Origin of the sequence: Rossellomorea orangium (assembly GCF_019334305.1) — a bacterium.
GTDB lineage: Bacteria > Bacillota > Bacilli > Bacillales > Bacillaceae_B > Rossellomorea.
Genome location: NZ_JAHWGH010000005.1, coordinates 89,663 through 107,586, shown reverse-complemented (window position 1 = coordinate 107,586; position 17,924 = coordinate 89,663). Strand labels below are relative to the sequence as shown.

19 protein-coding genes are annotated in these 17,924 nt (G+C 43.1%); 14 read left to right on the top strand and 5 right to left on the bottom strand.

The window, feature by feature from the left end:
• Positions 1-642 precede the first annotated feature (642 nt).
• Both KYJ26_RS02405 and wrbA read left to right on the top strand, forming a co-directional pair.
• A complete protein-coding gene (locus tag KYJ26_RS02405; RefSeq protein ID WP_219165751.1) occupies positions 643-1,053 on the top strand; it encodes a DoxX family protein in 411 nt (136 codons plus the stop codon).
• Between the two features lie 76 nt (positions 1,054-1,129).
• The gene (wrbA, locus tag KYJ26_RS02400; RefSeq protein ID WP_219165750.1) at positions 1,130-1,744 is read left to right on the top strand and encodes an NAD(P)H:quinone oxidoreductase; all 615 of its coding nucleotides are present in this window, start codon (positions 1,130-1,132) and stop codon (positions 1,742-1,744) included.
• 54 nt (positions 1,745-1,798) lie between these two features.
• Here wrbA and KYJ26_RS02395 read toward each other — a convergent pair whose 3' ends face one another.
• Entirely contained in the window at positions 1,799-2,683 is an 885-nt protein-coding gene (locus tag KYJ26_RS02395) for an RluA family pseudouridine synthase (protein WP_219165749.1), read from the bottom strand.
• Positions 2,684-2,860: 177 nt separating this feature from the next.
• Here KYJ26_RS02395 and KYJ26_RS02390 point away from each other — a divergent pair, with 177 nt between their 5' ends.
• The gene (locus tag KYJ26_RS02390) at positions 2,861-3,256 is read left to right on the top strand and encodes a YhcU family protein (protein ID WP_219165748.1); all 396 of its coding nucleotides are present in this window, start codon (positions 2,861-2,863) and stop codon (positions 3,254-3,256) included.
• A 179-nt stretch (positions 3,257-3,435) separates the two neighbouring features.
• Here KYJ26_RS02390 and KYJ26_RS02385 read toward each other — a convergent pair whose 3' ends face one another.
• Together KYJ26_RS02385 and KYJ26_RS02380 are read right to left on the bottom strand one after the other, a co-directional pair.
• Positions 3,436-3,909, bottom strand: a complete 474-nt coding sequence (locus KYJ26_RS02385; RefSeq protein WP_219165747.1) for a thioredoxin family protein — start codon at positions 3,907-3,909, stop codon at positions 3,436-3,438.
• A gap of 1 nt (position 3,910) precedes the next feature.
• Positions 3,911-4,336 (bottom strand): disulfide oxidoreductase, encoded by a 426-nt coding sequence (locus KYJ26_RS02380; RefSeq protein WP_219165746.1) that lies wholly within the window; start codon positions 4,334-4,336, stop codon positions 3,911-3,913.
• A gap of 167 nt (positions 4,337-4,503) precedes the next feature.
• On the opposite strand from KYJ26_RS02380, the gene KYJ26_RS02375 reads away from it, so the two are divergent.
• The 6 genes from KYJ26_RS02375 (at position 4,504) to KYJ26_RS02350 (ending at position 12,480) form a co-directional block, all read left to right on the top strand.
• Entirely contained in the window at positions 4,504-6,177 is a 1,674-nt protein-coding gene (locus KYJ26_RS02375) for a glycoside hydrolase family 13 protein (RefSeq protein ID WP_219165745.1), read from the top strand.
• A gap of 184 nt (positions 6,178-6,361) precedes the next feature.
• A complete protein-coding gene (locus KYJ26_RS02370; RefSeq protein WP_219165744.1) occupies positions 6,362-7,903 on the top strand; it encodes a bifunctional GNAT family N-acetyltransferase/carbon-nitrogen hydrolase family protein in 1,542 nt (513 codons plus the stop codon).
• A 323-nt stretch (positions 7,904-8,226) separates the two neighbouring features.
• The gene (locus tag KYJ26_RS02365; protein ID WP_219165743.1) at positions 8,227-9,978 is read left to right on the top strand and encodes a phospho-sugar mutase; all 1,752 of its coding nucleotides are present in this window, start codon (positions 8,227-8,229) and stop codon (positions 9,976-9,978) included.
• 173 nt (positions 9,979-10,151) lie between these two features.
• Positions 10,152-11,267, top strand: coding sequence for a GAF domain-containing sensor histidine kinase (locus KYJ26_RS02360; RefSeq protein WP_219165742.1), 1,116 nt, complete (start codon positions 10,152-10,154; stop codon positions 11,265-11,267).
• A 13-nt stretch (positions 11,268-11,280) separates the two neighbouring features.
• Positions 11,281-11,916: a response regulator gene (locus KYJ26_RS02355; RefSeq protein WP_219165741.1), complete on the top strand. Its 636-nt coding sequence runs from the start codon at positions 11,281-11,283 to the stop codon at positions 11,914-11,916.
• Between the two features lie 21 nt (positions 11,917-11,937).
• On the top strand, positions 11,938-12,480 hold the full coding sequence (locus KYJ26_RS02350; RefSeq protein ID WP_219165740.1) for an NADPH-dependent FMN reductase: 543 nt from the start codon (positions 11,938-11,940) through the stop codon (positions 12,478-12,480).
• 114 nt (positions 12,481-12,594) lie between these two features.
• Here the strand turns inward: KYJ26_RS02350 and KYJ26_RS02345 are convergent, their stop codons facing one another.
• On the bottom strand, positions 12,595-12,849 hold the full coding sequence (locus KYJ26_RS02345; RefSeq protein WP_034763164.1) for a YhdB family protein: 255 nt from the start codon (positions 12,847-12,849) through the stop codon (positions 12,595-12,597).
• A gap of 169 nt (positions 12,850-13,018) precedes the next feature.
• Between KYJ26_RS02345 and KYJ26_RS02340 the strand changes: the two genes are divergently transcribed.
• The 5 genes from KYJ26_RS02340 (at position 13,019) to KYJ26_RS02325 (ending at position 17,189) form a co-directional block, all read left to right on the top strand.
• Positions 13,019-13,321, top strand: coding sequence for a DUF3889 domain-containing protein (locus KYJ26_RS02340; RefSeq protein WP_219165739.1), 303 nt, complete (start codon positions 13,019-13,021; stop codon positions 13,319-13,321).
• Positions 13,322-13,383: 62 nt separating this feature from the next.
• Positions 13,384-13,512: a hypothetical protein gene (locus KYJ26_RS23850; RefSeq protein WP_257474853.1), complete on the top strand. Its 129-nt coding sequence runs from the start codon at positions 13,384-13,386 to the stop codon at positions 13,510-13,512.
• A 215-nt stretch (positions 13,513-13,727) separates the two neighbouring features.
• Entirely contained in the window at positions 13,728-14,918 is a 1,191-nt protein-coding gene (locus tag KYJ26_RS02335) for an MFS transporter (protein ID WP_219165738.1), read from the top strand.
• Between the two features lie 404 nt (positions 14,919-15,322).
• Positions 15,323-16,735 (top strand): SpoVR family protein, encoded by a 1,413-nt coding sequence (locus KYJ26_RS02330; RefSeq protein WP_219165737.1) that lies wholly within the window; start codon positions 15,323-15,325, stop codon positions 16,733-16,735.
• A gap of 109 nt (positions 16,736-16,844) precedes the next feature.
• Positions 16,845-17,189, top strand: a complete 345-nt coding sequence (locus KYJ26_RS02325; RefSeq protein ID WP_219165736.1) for a hypothetical protein — start codon at positions 16,845-16,847, stop codon at positions 17,187-17,189.
• A gap of 68 nt (positions 17,190-17,257) precedes the next feature.
• On the opposite strand, the gene KYJ26_RS02320 is transcribed toward KYJ26_RS02325, so the two are convergent.
• Positions 17,258-17,887 (bottom strand): YczE/YyaS/YitT family protein, encoded by a 630-nt coding sequence (locus KYJ26_RS02320; protein ID WP_219165735.1) that lies wholly within the window; start codon positions 17,885-17,887, stop codon positions 17,258-17,260.
• Positions 17,888-17,924 lie beyond the last annotated feature (37 nt).

The window sequence follows — 17,924 nt, the reverse complement described above, 5'->3', positions numbered from 1 at the left end:
TCCTCGGCTACGCCTGCGGGGTCTCACCTGTCCAGCGTTTCCCGCAGGAGTCGAGCACCTTCCGCTCCAATCAACTGACGAAAAGTTTGACTATCACAAAGGAAAGGAAATGTGGAAATTGCGTATGCCACTGCTTTTTCATTCGTTGCCGTGACTGATTTTATTTAATATCCTTTACTCTTTTTAAATTGATGGTCACAAACCATTTTGCTCTGTCAACTACTTACTACGTTAGAGGGTGAAGGGAACTGCGTAGACTCCTACGGAAAACGGGCATGCCGAGACCCCGGAAGCGGTTTTGGCTGAGGAGGCTCGGCCGAACGTCCGTGGAAAGCGGGACTGTTCCCCTCACCCTCCTGCACCACACCCTATATGACAGAGTATTCGCAAATCTTCATCTGTATATGAATAGCTAATAGCAACAATCTTTGCGAAAAAAGCTATGTAAAAAAATGAAAAAAGTCATTGACAGAGATGAGAAGAGTATTATACAATTATCTCGAAATCAAAATAATCACATTCGAGATAACTTGTCTCTTTTTTTAATCATATATCTCAAATTCAAGATAATTGATGTAAAAATAATTGAAGTTGAATTGTTTAGACCTAAATCTCGATGGGAAAACATAAGGAGGAATAGAAATGACCGCATTAGCTGCGTTAGGTTTATTGGTTATTCGTTTAGTAGTGGGATTGACGTTCGCTGCCCATGGAACTCAGAAATTATTTGGGTGGTTCGGGGGTCACGGACTAGAGGGAACAGGAGGTTTCTTCGAGTCTATAGGAATCAAGCCTGGAAGGACGATGGCGCTTCTCGCTGGGATTTCTGAAGTGGCGGGAGGAGTACTGTTCGCTGCAGGTTTTCTTACACCACTGGCTGCTTTGCTCATTATCGGCACAATGATTGTGGCAATCGTAAAGGTACATGGAGCAAACGGTTATTGGGTGACCCAAAACGGTACAGAATATAATGTGATGCTTATCGTTGTTGCTTTAGGGGTAGCCCTCATCGGAGCAGGATCTTATTCACTGGATGCCTTGTTATTCACTTGATTGACCTGGCCGCCACCTGAAATTGTGTTTCACCCATTTAATATAGAAATGAATGAAAAAAGGAGAGATTTTATTTATGACGAACGTAAAATTGGCAATCATGTACTACAGTTCAACAGGAACCAACTATCAAATGGCAAAATGGGCAGAAGAAGCTGCGAAGGAAGCAGGTGCAGAAGTGAAGCTGCTTCGTTTTGAAGAGACAGCACCAGAAGGAGCGATCGCTTCAAATCCGGCATGGGAAAAGCATTATAATGAAACAAAAGATATCGTACCCGTAGCAACCCTTGATGACCTTGAATGGGCAGATGCTTATCTCTTCAATGTCCCGACCCGTTTCGGAAACGTGCCTTCTCAAGTTAAAGCCTTTCTGGATACGACCGGTGGACTTTGGTTCAACGGGAAACTTGCAAACAAAGTTGTGAGCGCCACCTCATCTGCAAGTAACTCACATGGTGGACAGGAGCAGACGGTACTGGCCCTTTACACAACCATGATGCACTGGGGTGCCATTATCGCCGCTCCGGGATATACAGATCAGTCAAGCTTTACTACCGGCGGGAATCCTTACGGAACGAGTGTGACAGTGGACCAGGAAGGCAATATGGTGGAATCGGTGGAGCCAGCAGTAAAACACCAGACACGCCGTACCATTCAGATCGCTGAAGCAGTGAAAAACGGATTGAAGTAATCCATCTGTATAAAAAAATGAGTCACGCTCATCCAAGCGTGACTCATTTTTTTTTCAAAGACCAATATCATCGGTGCACTTCGCCTCGCATTCGACTGGTTCTTCCGTCAGCGGATGCGGGAATGCAATACGGGCTGCATGCAATGCCTGGCGCTTAAGTAGCGGTTTTCCACCATAAAGGCGGTCTCCCACAAGAGGGTGGCCGATATGGCTCATATGTACACGAATTTGATGAGTTCGCCCCGTATCTAATTCAACTTCCACAAATGTAGTCGTTCCCCGATATTCCACTACTCTATAATGGGTGACGGCACTTTGACCGTTCAGCGACACCCTTCTTCTTGAATTATGGTGCCGGTCCCTCCCAATCGGTTCAGAAATGGTACCTTTTTTCTTTTTCAAATGTCCGTGGGCAAGGGCGAAATAGGTGCGCTTAATTTTTCGTTCGGTAAGTAGCCGGTCAAGTATCGCTTTACTCAGAGGATGCTTAGCAAAGATGATCGCCCCTGATGTATCACGGTCCAAGCGATGGATATGCATGACCCTGCAGCTTTCACCCTTTGCCTGATAATGGAAAGCGACGTAGTTGGCCAAGGTATCCTCATCATCGGGGGAATTCGGATGAGTATCGATCCCTGCAGGTTTATTCACGACAATCAAGTGATCATCTTCATACAATACATCGATTTCACCATAGGCCGGAGGGACATCATAGGCTGTTTTCTTAAACAAATGAATCTGCATCACATCACCCGGAGAAAGGGGTTCAGTCCAGGTAATCATCTGTCCGTTTACTTTAATATCACCGGACATCCTCATGGAATGAACCAGTTTCTTCGGTGCTTCCCAATGTTTTCTAAGAATTGTTTCAATCGTTACATTTTTCCATTTATTTGGAATGACTAGGTCGAATTCTTCGCCTTTTCTCCATGTTTTCATCAAAAAACTCCTTTAAATGACAAATATCTTATACTTATATGGGTATTAATTCCTACCGCAACCCCTTTTCGAACCAATTCATGGGTATAATTACCACGCAGTTGGTTCTACTTCTATGTTATCCTTAATATATCTATTACAGAGAGATTACAACCATTACAAAGGTGGGTTATGATGGTGAAAGTGTTACTAGCATCAACACATGAACAGGAAGATAAAATTCAGGAGCTCATACAGTATATGTATTGTACTATTTTCCCTGATTATTTTACAGATGAAGAAATCGAACAATTCGATGATATGCAAGTATTACATACGACGACGAGAAACTTTGAATATTTTGGAACCCTGAAGGAAGCCTTCCAAGTGATTTCAAGTTTACAAACATTAATTTCAATCGTTGAAAGCGGCTCAAGTGAAGAAGTATATGAAGATATGTTTTATCACAATGCTGGGATCCTCCAAAGTTTCGGCATGTTCTTTCCTTTATCGTATGAACAATTCAGTGAGGAATCTGACTGCAAGCATAATTTAAGCATTTATTCCAGAGCAGATAATCAACTGCTTGTGTAACGCGACACGAGCGAAGAAGTTAGATATTTTGTGAAATTCTGATAAATATGTTTAGAAGATTCTTTTGTGGGGAAAATACTTTTTAATAAGTTAATCTCGAAGATACAATGTATCTTCATCTTGAAATTCCTCCTCACTTGAAAGGGGCTGACCTGTGGAAAGGTCAGCCCCTCTTTTTTTTATTCTGATTTCACATTCTCTTCAAAAAATCTCTTGAAGTCCTCTTCAGGATGCTCTCCTACGATCCTTGCCATTTCTTTCCCATCTTCATAATGAACGAGGGTGGGAGTAGCTTCAATGCCGTATTGATCCCAGCCTTGTTCGAATTCAAGCAGATTGTACTGTTCCATATCGACTCCCATGTCTTCGGCAAGAGGTGCCAGTGTAGGTGTCGTCCTTTTACAATGAATGCAAGTAGAACTGTAGAAATATACGGTAGCGTCTTCTTTGTTCTTTATCTTCTCTTCCAACTCCTCCGGAAGAATGACATTCTGGTAGTTTGGATCGTCCAGAAGTTCAACGGTTGCCGGATTCAATTTCGCTTTCTTGAACTTATTTCCTTCCGCTTTCTGATTGTTCTGGATACTTGTGACAATGGCGATGGCTGCAAATAATCCGACAATCGCCACCAGGAATATGATGATTTTCTTCAATCTATTTGTCCTCCTTTATTGCTTTTAAAACCATTACGCTTGAGATGAAAATGATAATGAAACCGGTCAGGGCTAAAAACGGGATCGTAACAAAACCAAACAGGTTGATATATTCGCCTGTACACGGGACTCGTCCGCAGGCAGGTGCGCTTTCTGATAAGAACGAAACCTTCTGGATGGAATAATGATACATTGAAACGATAAGCCCGATACCGGATAGGATGGTAGAATATAATGCCGCCTGAAAATCTTTTCGTACATAAGCAACTCCTAATAGAATGACCATCGGATACATTAAAATACGCTGATACCAGCATAATTCGCAAGGCTCGTATTTCAAAATTTCAGAGAAATATAAGCTCCCGAGAGTTGCGATAAGGGAGGAAGCCCATGCAAGGAATAACAGAGAATCTGCTTTTTTATTCATAGAGAATTCCTTTCTTCGTATATTCTATCAAATTATAGTATGTTATTATTATAAAAGTAAAATAAGAAAACTTTATGAAGAAATATGATATTTTTTTAACGATTTGTGCAAGCGGTTGCAGAAACCGCTTGCTTGATTCCAACGGATCTTACAGGAGGAAAGCACATATGACAAAACAATGGTGGAAAGAATCGGTCGTCTATCAAATTTACCCTCGCAGCTTTATGGATTCCAACGGTGATGGTATTGGTGATATTCAAGGAATTATTTCTAAATTGGATTATTTAAAGAAACTGGGGATTGACGTGGTCTGGTTATCTCCTGTTTATGAATCCCCTAATGACGATAATGGTTATGATATAAGCAATTATAAAAAGGTCCTGGATGAATTCGGGACAATGGCCGATTGGGAAGAGATGCTACAGGAAATGCACGACCGTGATATGAAGCTTGTCATGGATTTAGTGGTGAATCATTCTTCGGATGAGCATGGCTGGTTTATGGAATCAAGGTCATCAAAGGATAATCCATACCGTGATTATTATATTTGGCGGGAAGGGAAAGACGGAAAAGAGCCGAATAACTGGGAGTCTGTTTTCAGCGGTTCTGCCTGGGAGTATGATGATACAACAGGAGAATATTTCCTTCATATCTTTTCCAAAAAACAGCCCGATCTGAACTGGGAGAATCCAACACTCCGTGAGGAAATCTATGACATGATGAAATTCTGGCTGGATAAAGGAATCGATGGTTTCCGGATGGACGTTATCAACTTTATTTCAAAAGTTCCCGGCCTTCCTGATGCACCAAATCCGGAGGGGAGAAGGTTTGCTTCTGGTCATGAATTCTTTATGAACGGTCCACGCATCCACGAATTTCTTAAAGAGATGAACCAGGAAGTCCTTTCTCACTATGACATTATGACAGTCGGGGAAATGCCTGGTGTTACACCGGATGAAGCTGTCCTTTATACGGGCGAGGACCGGGATGAAGTGAATATGGTATTCCAATTCGAACATATGGACGTGGACTCAGGCCCCGGTGGGAAATGGGATGTGATTCCATTTGACCTGGTTAAATTGAAAACAATCTTGACGAAGTGGCAAACGGAACTTCATGGTAAGGGCTGGAACAGTCTTTATTGGAACAACCATGATCAGCCGAGAATTGTGTCAAGACTCGGTGACGATGGGGAACATCGCGTGAAGTCGGCGAAAATGCTCGCTACCCTTCTTCACCTGATGCAGGGGACTCCTTACATTTATCAGGGAGAAGAGCTCGGGATGACCAATGTCCGATTCTCTTCCATTGATGAGTACAAGGATATCGAAACACTGAACATGTACCGTGAAAAGCTGTCACAAGGGAAGGATCCTAAGGAAATTATGGAGTCCATCTATGTAAAGGGAAGAGACAATGCCAGAACCCCTATGCAGTGGACCAGCGGTGAACATGGCGGGTTCAGTGAAGGGGAACCATGGATCAGGAGCAATCCGAACCATATAGAGATCAACGCTGAAGAAGCATTAAAAGATCCAGGATCAGTTTTTTACCACTATCAAAAATTGATCTCATTACGGAAAGAGCATGAAATCATTCCGCACGGATCATTTGAACTCCATTATGCCGATCATCCTTCCGTATATGCGTACACCCGGGCATACGGTAACGAGAAGGTCCTGGTCCTTTGTAATGTTTCAGGTGAACAGCAGGTCATCGAAAGGGTTGATTCCTTTGACATCACAAAGGCAGAGATTTTAATCACGAACGAAGAACAGCATAGTAAAGATGTCTTTACTTTAATGCCATGGGAGGCAACAGCTTACTATATTAAAGGATAAAGAAAGGAGTCTGGGACAAAAGGGTTTCAGATAAAGAAAAATCCGAACGACTGATAAATCAAATTTCTTCAAATCATCCATGCCCCTTTGCTAAAATAAAAGAAATGCACTGTCATGAACTTCGTTTCAACAGTGCACTATAAGGGTATATAATTCACGTATTTGATGAAGGAGTCGATCATAGATGGCAGAAAAACTAGACTTATCACAGTTTGAAAAGAAAATGATCATCCGTCCAATGGAACATAAGGACATTCAAGATATTATCAATATGCAGTCTGTCTGTTTTCCAGGGATGGATCCATGGAAAGTGGAGCATCTGGAAAGTCACCTGGAAGTATTCCAAGAAGGACAGCTCGTGGCGGAATTAGACGGTGAAATCATCGGTTCCTGTTCCAGCCTGATCATCAACTTCGATGAATATGACGACCGTCATACGTGGGATGATGTAACGGATAATGGTTACATAACGAATCATAATCCAGATGGTTATAATTTATATGGAATCGAGGTAATGGTGCACCCTGAATACCGGCGCATGAAAGTAGGGCACCGACTATACGAGGCAAGGAAAGATCTCGCGAGACAGTGGAATTTAAAGAGTATCATCATCGGGGGAAGGATCCCGAATTACTATAAGCATTCTGAAGAAATGTCCCCAAGAGAGTACGTGGATTCAGTTGGGCGACATAAGATTTATGATCCAGTGCTTTCATTCCAGCTACTGAATGGATTCACCCTGATGCGGATCAACCCGAACTACTTACCCGACGACAAGCGCTCCCATAAATATGCGACACTGATGGAATGGAATAACGTCGACTACCGACCGTCGAGCAAACGTCACTTCAAGACGAGCTATCCCGTCAGGATCTGCGTCGTACAATATATGATGCGTAAAATCAACTCCTTTGAGGAGTTTGCGAATCAGGTTGAATACTTCACGGATGTTGCTTCTGATGCAAAATCGGATTTCGTCGTATTTCCTGAAATCTTTACAACGCAGCTGATGTCTTTCCTGAATATCCAATCACCGAGCCTTGCCGTTAGAAGGTTGACAGATTTCACAGAAGACTATATTGAATTGTTCACAGATCTTGCGGTTCGATACAATGTCAACATTATCGGAGGTTCGCACTTCGTTAAAGAAGAGAATGATGAAATTTACAATATTGCTTACCTGTTCCGCCGTGATGGAACGATAGAAAAGCAATACAAAGTCCATATCACACCAAATGAACGGAAGTGGTGGGGGATCAGCCCTGGGGATTCTGTCAGGGTATTCGATACGGATTGCGGAAAAATCGCGATCCAGATCTGCTATGACATTGAATTTCCTGAACTTGCTCGCATTGCTACAGACAAGGGCGCAAAAATCATCTTCACCCCATTCTGTACAGAGGACCGACAAGGCTACCTTCGAGTAAGATATTGTGCACAGGCACGCGCTGTTGAAAACCAGATCTATACGGTCATCTCCGGTACGGTCGGAAACCTTCCGCAAACCGAAAATATGGATATTCAGTACGCTCAATCAGGCATCTTTGCTCCATCTGACTTTGAGTTTGCCCGTGACGGAATCGTCGGGGAAACCAACCCGAACATCGAAATGGTCATGATCGGCGACGTCGACCTTGAAGTCCTTCGCCGACAACGTCAATCAGGGACAGTACGTCAGCTCAAAGACCGGAGACATGATGTATATGGAGTGAATTATAAAAAATAAGGGAAATAAAAATGACCCCGCTGAATCGTTCAGCGGGGTATTTATTGTGTATATTTTATTTAAGTTAATTTCTATATATTGAAAAATGTCACGGCTCGGTTAACTACTAAAATGGATAGAGTATATTAGTCACAAAGAAATCAACCACCACTTGCAACTTAAAGAAGGAAAACAGCTTTTGAGAAAAAGGCAAAAGGTCTGAAGAAAAATTATGCTAAAATAAGGACTGAGCGAATCCTGTCGACAACTGACGGATTGTTTTAGAAGGAATTCTACAATATATGATAGAATTCATTATTATACAACATTAGGAGGGGATCGTTTTGAGTTGGAAAACATCTTGGGAAAAATGGAGCAGCTTTTCAAATCTGGATGAAGAAGTCAATGAACTGTTAGTGTCAATGAAAGACGACGAAAAGTCCTTAGAAGACGCATTCTACAAAAACCTTGAATTCGGTACTGGTGGGATGAGGGGAGAAATCGGTCCCGGAACCAATCGGATGAACATTTATACAGTCAGAAAAGCCTCTGAAGGATTGGCACGATACATAGAAGAACAAGGCCAGGAGGCTAAAAATCGCGGTGTTGTAATCGCTTACGATTCCCGTTATAAATCACCTGAATTCGCCATGGAGTCAGCGAAAACCCTGGCAACCCATGGTATCCAAACGTATGTCTTCGATGAATTGAAGCCGACACCTGAGCTTTCTTTTGCCCTCCGACAGTTAAATGCTTTCTCAGGCATCGTGGTAACGGCAAGTCATAACCCGCCCGAATATAATGGTTATAAAGTATATGGAGAAGATGGAGCACAACTCCCTCCACATGTTGCCGATGCAGTGATCGGGAAAGTGAATGCCGTTGAAAACGAATTGGAAATCCATGTTAAGACTGAAGAAGAATTAAAATCATCCGGCCTGATCAAAATGGTCGGGGAAGAGATCGACCGATCCTACCTGGAGCACCTGATTTCAATTTCTGAAAAGCCTCAGATCGCCAAGGAATCGGATCTGAAAATCGTATTTTCACCACTGCATGGTACAGCCTTGAAGATGGCTGAAAAAGGACTGAAAGCATTAGGATATGAGCAAGTTCATATCGTAAGGGAACAGGCAGTGCCGGATCCTGAGTTCACGACTGTAAAGTCTCCTAACCCGGAAGATAAAGCAGCATTTGAATACGCCATACGTGACGGGAAGGAAATCGACGCAGATATCCTGATTGCGACAGATCCCGATGCCGACCGATTAGGTGTAGCCGTAAAAGGGGAAACAGGCGAGTATATACTCCTAACCGGAAACCAGACTGGTGCCATTCTGCTTGATTATATCCTTGCCCGCAAACAGGAAAAGAACAGTATTCCTGAAAACGGACGAGTATTCAAAACCATCGTTACATCTGAATTGGGACGCAAAGTTGCTGAACATTATGGAGCTTCAGTCGAGGATGTGCTGACTGGCTTTAAATTCATTGGTGAAAAAATCAAGAAGTATGAAGAATCCGGTGAATATTCATTTTTATTCGGCTATGAAGAAAGCTATGGTTACTTGATCGGCGATTTCGCACGTGATAAAGATGCGATTCAAGCTGTGTTGATGGCAGCGGAAGCGGCTGCATATTATAAAAAAGAAGGCAAAACGCTTTATCATGTATTGAATGAACTATTTGAGAAGCACGGCTTCTATCAGGAAGGGCTGAAAAGTCTAACTCTGAAAGGAAAAGAAGGAGCTGAACAAATTCAGGGGATCCTGAAGGACTTCAGGGATGAACCGTTGAAAGAGGTGGCCGGTTTACGTGTTGTCTCATCAGAAGACTATAAGGTAAGTAAAAAAGTGGATTTAGTATCTGGTGAGGAAACATCCATCCATCTTCCATCTTCCAATGTGTTGAAATATCATCTGGAAGACGGGTCATGGATTTGCCTGCGTCCATCTGGAACTGAACCGAAAATCAAATTTTACTTCAGCGTCATCGGTGAGACACAAAGAGATAGTGATGATAAATTACAAGCTCTCGAGAATGCCATCATGGCAAAAGTGGAGACGATGATCAGTTCATCTGTAGGAGAGGTGTAAACCCTTTTCGTATGTTGAAACAAGAGATGTGTTCCTGCATCTCTTGTTTTTTGAATTATAAGGAGAACATGTGTTTTCGGTCAAAGGTCGTAGAACGTTTCATTCTTTTTGATAATACCGGTTTTGTGTAAATTCTATATACTAGTAGTGTAGGATCGGAGAGGACGATGAACATGAATCAGGAATCCCTTTCAAATATCGGGCTTTTGAAAGAGATAGCCGAATTGCTGAATAATGAAACAGAGCTTGCTTCCATGCTTTCAGGTGCATTAAAGAAACTGATCAGGGGCTCAAGTTTCACGACAGGCTGGATCTTTTTCATTGAAAAGGAAGGAAGTCACGAACTGGTTTCTTATGAAAATCTGCCAGAATCCCTATCGGACCGTAAGTGCGAGCTGATGAATAAGGGAGGGTGCTGGTGCGTAAATCGTTTCCGTAAAGGTAAGCTCACCAAAGCCTCCAATATTATTGAATGCCAGCGGATTGAGCAGGCGATCGAAGAGAACAGGGGAGAAACGGATGATATTACATATCATGCAACAGTTCCCCTTCAGTCAGGGAATGAGTCATTTGGGTTATTGAATGTCGCCGCGCCGAACAAGACCCACTTTTCCACTGATGAACTGGCTCTTCTTGAATCGGTTGCCTTTCAAATCGGTTCTGCGATTAAACGCATATTATTGACGAAAAAAGAGCAGGAAGTCGCGTTGATCGGAGAGAGGAACCGGTTGGCAAGAGACCTTCATGATTCGGTCAATCAGTTGTTGTTTTCCCTTACGTTAACGGCCAGGGGAGGGGCAGAAATGACCAGGGAGGAAGATGTAAAGGATACCTTCAAAATAATTCAAGGTCTTGCACAGGAGGCATTATCGGAAATGAGGGCCCTCATTTGGCAATTGAGACCTCATGGCCTGGAAAATGGAGTGGTGGAAGCGGCCAAAGGTTATGCAGAAATGCTTGGGTTGACCTTGGAAACGAAAGTGGTGGGGGTCATTTCCTTAAGCTCTAAAATAGAAGAAGTGTTGTGGCGTGTCAGTCAGGAAGCATTGAATAACTGCAAAAAACATTCCGGGGAGAAAACGATTCTCTATACCATGAAAAGCAATGCACAATCCATTCTTTTAACGATTGAAGATAGAGGCAACGGATTTCATTATGACAGGAAGCAGTCCCTGCCTTCAGTGGGGATTCAAAGCATGAGGGAACGTGTGAAAAGCATCGGGGGTACATTTACCATCGACAGCCAGCTTGGAAGAGGAACGATCATATCAGTTCAAATACCGTATTAGGAGGTGCCGGACAATGATTAGAGTATTGATAGCAGACGATCATCACGTTGTGCGCAGGGGATTGGTCTTCTTTTTGAAAACCCAGAAGGACCTGGATATTGTAGGAGAAGCAAAGGATGGAGCGGAAGCGGTTCGAATGGCGGCAGACGTAAATCCCGACATTATACTAATGGATCTGATGATGCCCGTCATGGACGGTATACAGGCGACCAGGGAGATAAAAAAGAATCATCCCCACATACAAATTCTGATGCTGACGAGCTTCTCTGATCAGAATCACGTCATTCCTGCTATCGAAGCAGGTGCGGCAGGGTACCAGTTAAAGGACATTGAACCCGATGAATTAGTACTCAGCATCCGAAAGCTTTTATCGGGTGAAAATTCTCTTCACCCGAAAGCTACCAATCATTTACTGACAAGGATATCGAAACAGGAACCCCCCCACAAAATCCATGAACTGACCAAACGGGAGAAGGATGTTTTGATTGAGCTTACCAAGGGGAAGAGTAATAAAGAGATAGCTTCTAGCCTCTATATAACGGAGAAAACGGTAAAAACCCATATTTCGAACATCTTTTCCAAGCTGGAAGTATCGGATCGGACACAGGCGGCTTTGTATGCCGTAAAGCATAAGTTGACAATAAATTAAATGGAGAAAGGATTTTATATCATGAATATCGTCATTATTAACGGAAGCCCCAGGAAACATGGTCGTACGGGAATTGCTGCAAGATTCATTGCGCGTAAGTACGACTGTGAACTCATTGACTTAAGTGATGGAACCCTTCCATTGTATACGGGAGAACAAGATCAGGCGGAGCTTCAGGCCGTTCAATCACTCAAACAAAAAGTGAAGGAAGCAGATGCCGTCATTTTAGCTTCCCCTGAATATCACAGTGGTATGAGCGGGGCCATCAAAAACGCATTGGATTTCTTGAGCAGTGAACAATTCGCACACAAACCTGTAGCCCTACTCGCTTGTGCAGGTGGAGGAAAAGGCGGCATCAACTGCTTGAACAATCTTCGCATCGTCGGTCGCGGAGTATATGCAAATGTCATTCCGAAGCAGCTGGTCCTTGATCCACATTGTTTCGACTATGAGGGAGACGGACTTCTGGAAGAACCTGCGAAACTTGTCGAAGGTTTGATGAATGAATTGAAAGTCTATATGAAGGCTGCGGCGCTTGTCAAAAGTGAAATATCTTCTTCTTAAATAAAAAAACTGGCATTGGGCCGGTTTTTTTTTGATTGTACCTTCAAATCACATAAAAGCTGATCCAATAGCGCATGCTAATTGGATCAGCCATAGGTGGAATTCTCTTTTGTGTTACATCTCTGCAAAGGTTTCCTGAAGTGGTTGCTCGACACTATAGGTGAAATTTGCATGTTCAATATATCGTAAAAGCGTATAGAGATTACGCTCTACAACCGTGTAATCGTTTGAAAAGTGATACGCGTGTAAGAAATGTTCAATTCTTTTCGAAAGAAGGTCATCCTTCGTTCTCACCATGAGGATCAAGAGATTATCCCATTCTGATCGGTGAGTGTAATACAAGGCCCGGTCGTAATCGACTTTGTTCACTTGGTTTCCCTCCTTCTGAAGGGGTACTCCTATTGTGCACGAGAAAACCGCAATTATTTCTCTGAAAAAGTTGGTACTGTTGCAAACGCTGGTTTTCCTTGTATTGGGTGAATAAAAACATTCATTTTATTCATCCTATGTAATGTAACGTTAACAGAGGTGATAAAAAATGAAGAAAGTAATCGTAATCTTATCAACTGTATTTTTTCTACTGTTTTCAAGTCAGGTCAATGCAGAGCAGGGCGACTATAAGAAGTTCGGACGCATTGCGACAGCGGTGATCAAAGAAGACTATCCTGGCCAGCCTGTAAAGGATTATCAGTATCAGGGTCGTAAAAAAATGTCAGAGAACAAAGTGTCCGATGCATTTGAATTTACGGTTCAGGAAAATGATGCTGAGAAAAAAGTCGTAGTCATCGTTGTGCATGATCTGGACAATGAAAAGGTACTGAATATTTCTGTGAAGGAATAACGTAAGCAGATAAAGTCTTCTATAAATGAAGGCTTTTTTTGTTTTGGGGGAGGCTGGCAGTAGTGTGGCTGATGGAGGGTATTATGACCTGGATCCCGTTGGATCAACATGCTTTGGCACAAGTTCTTCCTGAAGTGGAACGAGTTACGTTCAATGTTGCACAAGTTGGACTGAAAGTGGCACAAGTTTAATGGTAAATAAACAATGGAGTATAGAGAGTTGGGATATGGAATCTGACTTCCTCACATAAATATTATGATTAGTTAAAGTAGTACCTGCATAATAAGCTTCGGTTTGCTAAAATAACACTATACATAAATCGTTTGCGATTCTGAAAGGGGACCTTTTTCCAATGTGATGCCGTTCTTTTCTTACCTATACGAACTGAATAAAGGGAGGAAGAGATATGCATTCCAATGCATTTAGAAATCTATGGTTCGGCCAGGCATTGGCCAATATGGGGGATGTGTTCTATATCGTAGGACTGATCTCCATTGTCTACACTCTGACAGGATCCGCCGTGTATATGACGGCCGTTCCTTTAGTCATTACGTTTTCCAGGTTTATCAGCAGTATGGCGGCACCATTACTGTTGAACCGGACTCAGATGAGGAGTTTGATCGCGTACTCTCAAATGGGAAAGACCTTTTTCCTGTGTGTCTTCCTATTGTTAATGGTTCTCCAAATGGGAAATGTGTGGTTCTATCTTGCGTGTGCGAGTATCATTTCCTTTTTGGATGGATGGGCCCTGCCTGCCCGAAATTCCTATGTGCCATTTCTTGTGAAGCGGGAAGAGTTGATGGGGGCGAACGGGTTTCTTTCAACCGTCGACCAGACAATTCAGTTTTCAAGCTGGGTATTGGGAGGAATTCTATTAGCGATACTTGGTGATAAGAATGTTTTTATCGTTGTGATTGTCTTGTTTTTGGCTAGTACCTTTTTTATGCTGAAGCTTCCGGTTATTCCGACTACCACTTTGGAAGTTCGCAAGGTTTGGTGGGAACAGCTTGGGGAGGGATGGTCAGAAGTGAAAGGACGTAAAGGACTGGTTCCCGTTTTTTGGATTTACGGGCTGGAGTCAATTTCGGGAACTGTCTGGATAGCGGCCGTTCTTTATTTGTATGTGGATATCATGCTTCAGCGCGGGGAACAATGGTGGGGGTTCATAAACGCCAGCTTTTTTGTCGGGCTCGTTCTTGCCTCCTATGCCATATTTAAGCTTCATGGTATCTTCTCAAAGCATCGGTATAAGTGGCTTCCTTTCTGTATGATTGTCACTTCAGGGGTTACCGTTGTCTTTGCTTGGAACAAGATGGCCCTCGTGGCACTTGCCCTGTCCTTTGTGTTTGGGTTGTTTGATCAGATTAAAAATGTTGTGCTTCAGACATTTTTGCAGGAGAGTGCCCCTCCTGAAGAACTGGGAAAGATTTATGCGGCACAAGGAGCATTGACCACGCTGTTGTTCGGCTTATCATCGGTTGGAGTAGGGCTGCTCCTTGAAGTGCTGAGTATTTCCATGATATTCACGCTGTCTGCCCTGTTGCTGCTAGGTACACTTATTCCTGTGTGGTTTCTGCAAAAGGATTTAAAGTCGTAATACTGAAAGGGTTGTTCCTTAAAGAGGGAACTGCCCTTTTTGTATGTCCTGCTTTATGCTTGTCGCCTCTGGCAAAGCCCTTCCGCTTTTCTTCTTGTCCAGCTCCGCCGGGTAGTCCCTCGAGGTCATAAGTCAAATCCACAAAAAAGGCAAAAAGCGCCTTTTATGTGGATTCGCCATATGCTTGTCGGGCCTGCCCAACCCGGCTCCGCTTTTCTTTATGTCCAGCTCCAGGGCTTAGAGGCTCGAGGTCATAAGTCAAGCTGTCAAGAAGGTGAAAGGGCACACCTTCATTCCACCTTGACTTATGCTTGTCGCCTCTGGCAAAGCCCTTCCGCTTTTCTTCTCATCAAATCCATTTTCTCTTCATACATTTAGATAAGAGTATAAAGAGGGGGATGAAAATGAATTTAGAGGAACAGAAGCAGTTACAGAATGCGATAGGGGAAATTACGGAGATTGCAGCCGGTTTTGGACTTGATTTTTATCCTATGCGATATGAAATTTGTCCTGCTGACATTATTTATACATTTGGTGCTTATGGGATGCCGACCCGGTTTTCTCATTGGAGTTTTGGAAAGCAGTTCCATAAGATGAAACTTCAATATGATCTGGGGTTGAGTAAGATTTATGAGCTCGTGATCAATTCCGATCCTTGTTATGCGTTTTTGCTGGATTCAAATTCGCTTATTCAAAATAAGCTGATCGTGGCTCACGTGCTGGCTCATTGTGATTTCTTTAAGAATAATGTACGTTTCCAGAATACGAAACGGGATATGGTGGAAAGCATGGCAGCGACTGCTGAACGGGTACGTATGTATGAGATCGAACATGGGAAGCAGGAAGTAGAGAACTTTCTGGATGCGGTTCTTGCCGTAGATGAACATATCGATCCTTCCCTGATGCGTCCGAAGCTCTCATGGACGATGGATGATGTAGAGTGGGAAGAGGAAGAAGTGAGCCATGCGTCCCCGTATGATGATCTGTGGTCTCTTGACGAAAAGCCGAAGAGCAGGGAAAAGAAAAAAGTGAAGAAGAAGTTTCCTCCGCAGCCGGAAAAAGATATCCTTCTCTTCATTGAACAGTACAGCAGGGAACTGTCGGATTGGCAGCGGGATATTTTGACTATGATGCGGGAGGAAATGTTATATTTCTGGCCGCAGCTTGAAACGAAGATCATGAACGAGGGGTGGGCTTCGTACTGGCACCAGCGGATCATACGGGAAATGGATTTGACGAGCGGTGAATCCATCGAATTCGCAAAGCTGAATGCCGGTGTTGTACAGCCTTCCCGTACACAGATCAACCCATATTACCTCGGATTGAAAATATTCGAAGACATTGAAGATCGTTTTGATAATCCGACTGAAGAAATGAAGAGGCGTGGGGTGAAACCGAATTCCGGACGTGAAAAAATGTTTGAAGTCCGTGAAATCGAATCGGATATCTCCTTCTTACGAAACTATTTGACGAAGGATCTGGTGACGAGAGAAGATATGTATTTGTTCCAGAAACAAGGAAAGGATTATAAAATTGTCGATAAGGAATGGACTCATGTGCGAGATCAGCTCGTCGGCATGAGGGTGAATGGCGGTTTTCCTTACATCACGGTGAATGACGGGGATTATATGAAGAGTGGCGAGCTCTATCTCAAGCACTGGTTCGAAGATGTTGAATTGGATATAAAATACTTGGAGAAGGTATTACCTTACTTGCATCAGCTCTGGGGAAGACCGGTCCATATTGAAACTCATGTGGAGAACCGTGATATGCTGTTTACGTATGATGGAAGAAGTGTGCAACGGAAATATCTATAGCAGGAAAGAGCCGCATTTAGGAGAAAATCCTGATGGGGCTCTTTTTTAGGTTCTAAAAAAGGTGGACGGGTTTATACATAATAATAAGGAAATCTGAGGAGGAGATAGGATGGCGGATGTGGAAGTCTTTATCGGAGATTTAAAGGACCGGTCGTTTCAATATGAGGGGGGAGACTGGAATCATAATTACCCGAAACGGATCAGTCCTTTCTTTCCGAAGGGTTATGAACTTTTTTTCTCACTGTTGGACGGGATTTATTATAAAAGGTTGGAGGGACGACAGACCGACTGGGGGAGTCATACCTGCCTGATGTTCCCGGAAGAAATGCTGTCGATGCTGGAAGATTATTACAAGAGAGAGCTGGATGATGAACAAGTACAGCAATTATTTCAGTTTATTAAACAGCTGGACCCGGAACAACAATACGGACTGGTTGCATGTGAGATGACATAATATAAAAGGACAAACTGCCTGTCTGTGGCGGTTTGTCCTTTTTGGATCAATCCCTTCCGCTTTCCGTTTCACATACTAATATTACTCTGTTTAGGGAAACGTGTGTGGAGTCTGTTTGTGAAAAATAAGAAAGATCTTTGAAAGATGGGACTTTGAATGAATGTATAAATGAATGTAAACACAAAGACTGGCCCGGAGAGGAAAAGGCCGATCAGTAGTATTGTGCACTCGCAGATGATCCGGACCCTGCTGATGGAAAGACCGGTTAAATCTGAGATGGTAAGCATAAATCCATCCCGTGGACCGGTCCCGAGATGCGCAGCGGAATATAATCCCCCGCCAACCCCCATCAATAAAATGGCAGATAGTAGAATCGGGATATCCGTAATCAGACCAGTTTGTGGGGGAAGCAGATCATAGAATAGAAAAAAGTCCACAAGCATCCCGACCAGAACCCCGTTTAGAATGGTGCCGATTTGAACATATTTTCCCTTTAGTATAAGCGTAGCTGAAACAAGCACCGCTCCCACGATGATATTCCATGTTCCGATGGTTAAACCGAACTTCTGGAACATGGCTATATTCAGTACATCCCATGGATGGATGCCTAAGTATTGGACTTTTATTGACATGCTGATCCCATAGCTGAAAATAAGTAACCCGATCACAAAATAGCTAATTTGCCAGTGAATTTTCATCGCTTCTCCTTTTGTAAAAACGTTGTATCTATCTAAC